We start from the raw sequence: 2,988 nt of genomic DNA, 5'->3' as shown, positions 1-2,988 counted from the left end.
CGCCGTGCACCAAGTGCTCGACGTACTGCGCCAGTCGGGGCCGCCCCCGGACTCCGGACCCCAGCAGGACCGCTGGCTGCGCACCCTGCCCGACCGGCCGCTGCGCAGCGGTGAACAGACCGCCACCCTCGCGGACACCGCCCTCAGCCACCTCCTGCGCGACTTCGACGACTCCGAACGCGCCACCCTCGCCGAGTGCGCCGCCGCCCGGGACTTCTCCGTCGGCACCCGGCTGCTCAGCCCGGGCGACGCCCTGTTCGGCGAGATCCGGTCCCGCTGGCTGCTGACCGGACCGCTCACCGTCGTCCCCGTCCTCCACCCGTGGCTGCGCCGGCTGCTGCTGTGGCGGCTGGCCCGCCGCCCGGACGCGTGGGACACCGCGCACGAACTGCTGGCGGAGTTCTACCGCGGTGAGGGCAGGCCGGTGCAGGAGATGTACCACCAGCTCGCCGTCGGCCGGACGGACGAGGTCACCGCCCATCTGACCCGGCGGTTCACCGAGGTGCCGGCCGTGCAGTGGATCTCCGAGTTCAACGCGGTCACCGCCGCCCCCAACCGGCTGCCGACGGAGTACGGCCCGCTGGAACTCCTCGCCGGACTGCGCCCGCGCCGCCCCGAGCGCGTGATGGACATCGAGTCCGTGATCCACACGCTCGTGACCACCCGTTGGGTGTGGAGCGATCCGCTCGCCGACCCCGCGATGCGGCTCAACGACATGATCGCCGACGGATACACCCAGCTGTCCCAACTGCGGAGGAACGACATCGTGGCCCTGTTCAACGAGGCTGAGCGGCACCGTCACTGGCGCGATCCCCAGACGGCCGGCGGGGAGGGCTGAGCCCGTGGTCAGACTCGAATGGCCGCTGCACGTCGTGCGCCGCGTCGCCCTGGCCACCGCCGTGGCCGTCGCCCTGGTGGCTGCCGTCTGGCTGGGCGTCGGCTGGATCCAGGAGCGGCAGTCCCGGTGCGCCGACGGAGTGGTCGAACAGGGCCCGGACGACGAATGCGTGGGGGTCACCGACGGCTCCTACGCGTTCGCCCCGCACCTCGACGAGGTCCGCAAGAAGATCCTCGAGGAGAACGCCCGGGTCCTGGCCAACGCGGACAAGGAGCCCTACGTCAGCGTCGCCTACCTGACCAACTTCACCGCGACCGCCGAGGACAGCAACTCCGCGGAGGGCGTCCGCCACGAACTCCAGGGCGCCTACCTCGCCCAGTACCGGCACAACCGCGGCGACCTGTCCGCCACGCCCAAGATCCGGCTGCTGATCGCGAACCCGGGCAGCAAGTCCACGCACTGGCGGCACACCGTCGACCAGCTGATCGCCCGCAAGGACTCCCCGGACCGGCTGGTCGCGGTGGCCGGCCTCGGTCCCAGCACGGACGAGAACCTCGCGGCCATACGGCGTCTGTCCGAGCACGGCATCGCTATGGTCGGCGCGACCATGACCGCCACGAACATCCAGGGGATCAACGGCTTCGTCCGCGTGGCCCCCACCAACGAGGACGAGGCCTACGCGGCCGCCGGCTTCCTCAAGCGGCGGGGCACCGCCACCGCCGTCGTCATCCAGGACGTGGCCCAGGGAAACCTGTACGCCTCCACCCTCGGCACCGCCTTCACCCAGGCCTTCCACGACGGCGACAGGCACAAGCTGGTCGCCGAGCGCATGACCTACGACTCCTCCGTGGGCAGCGCCTGGCAGAACGAGCTGCGCTACATGCCCGGCCAGCTGTGCCTGCAGCGCCCGCAGCTCGTCTACTTCGCCGGGCGCGGCCGCCACCTCACCCACTTCCTCGACGCCCTGTCCAACCGCAGCTGCACCGACCAGAAGTTCACCGTCTTCGCCGGGGACGACACGACCAACCTGACCGCCGAGCAGCTCGCCCACGCCGCCGAGACCGGGGTCGAGGTCCTCTACACCGGCCTCTCCCACCCCGACATGCACCGCGCCTCGCCGCAGTCGGTGTCCGCCCCGTCGGCGAAGAACTTCCAGCCGGGCGGGCTGCTCGACCAGTGGTTCCCCCACGACCCCCGCCACGACGGCGGGGCCCTGATGGGCCACGACGCCGTCCTCACCGCGGCCCACGGCATCCAGATGGCCGCCCGCTGGCAGGGCACGGTGGCCGGCGACGCCGTGGCCCGGATGTTCCACCAGATGGACGGCAGCCAGCAGGTGGCCGGGGCCAGCGGCTTCATCTCCTTCCAGAACAACGGCAACCCCCGCAACAAGGCCGTCCCGATCCTGCGGCTCAACGCCAAGGGCCAGGCCGAGTTCGTCGAGGTGTCCGCCGCCGAGGGGAAACCGCCGGAAGCACAGTGAGGGACGGGTGAGCCGCGTCTCACCCGGGCGGTGGCGCTTGTCTATGCAACGAGTTGCATAGAAAGATCGGAGGCATGGCACTCGACCACGCGATCCTCGTCTCCCTGCTGGAGCAGCCGGGCTCCGGCTACGAGCTGGCCCGGCGGTTCGAGCGGTCCATCGGGTACTTCTGGACCGCCACCCACCAGCAGATCTACCGCGTGCTGGGACGCATGGAGGGGGACGGCTGGATCGACGTCCGCCACGTGCCGCAGGAGGCCAGGCCGGACAAGAAGGAGTACTCCGTGGCCCCGGCCGGCCGGGCCGCCCTGTCCGCCTGGCTCCACGAGCCGATCCAGCCCGACAGCGTCCGGCACGAGCTCGCCGTCAAGATCCGCGGCGCGGCCTTCGACGACCCGGCGGCGCTGATCCAGGAGGTCGAGCGCCACCACGGGGCGCACACCGACCGCCTCACCCGCTACCTCGCGGGGGAGCTGCGCGATTTCACCGGCCCGGACGCCCCCGCGCCGGGCGAGGCCGGGCGGGAACTCCAGCACGTCGTGCTCCGCGGCGGCATCGCCTACGAGCGGATGACCCTCGCATGGCTCGAGGACGTGCTCGCCACGCTCCGCCGGCTCGCCGAGCGCTGACCCCCCACCCCCGCACCCCGCACCCCCGCACCCCGCAC

2 protein-coding genes and 1 pseudogene are annotated in these 2,988 nt (G+C 72.0%); all 3 read left to right on the top strand.

The genetic code is table 11. The features are described 5' to 3' along the window. Positions 1 to 838 (top strand): annotated as a pseudogene (locus AB0D66_RS34365) (hypothetical protein); the annotation flags it as partial. 4 nt (positions 839 to 842) lie between these two features. Further along, positions 843 to 2,321: a branched-chain amino acid ABC transporter substrate-binding protein gene (locus AB0D66_RS34360; RefSeq protein ID WP_362311072.1), complete on the top strand. Its 1,479-nt coding sequence runs from the start codon at positions 843 to 845 to the stop codon at positions 2,319 to 2,321. A gap of 74 nt (positions 2,322 to 2,395) precedes the next feature. After that, complete coding sequence (locus tag AB0D66_RS34355) at positions 2,396 to 2,950, top strand: PadR family transcriptional regulator (RefSeq protein ID WP_362311071.1); 555 nt, start codon at positions 2,396 to 2,398, stop codon at positions 2,948 to 2,950. Positions 2,951 to 2,988 lie beyond the last annotated feature (38 nt).

Origin of the sequence: Streptomyces sp. NPDC048270 (assembly GCF_040652335.1) — a bacterium.
Taxonomy (GTDB): Bacteria; Actinomycetota; Actinomycetes; order Streptomycetales; family Streptomycetaceae; genus Streptomyces.
Note: the sequence above shows the minus strand (reverse complement) of the source record. Positions and strands in the feature narration are given on the sequence as shown.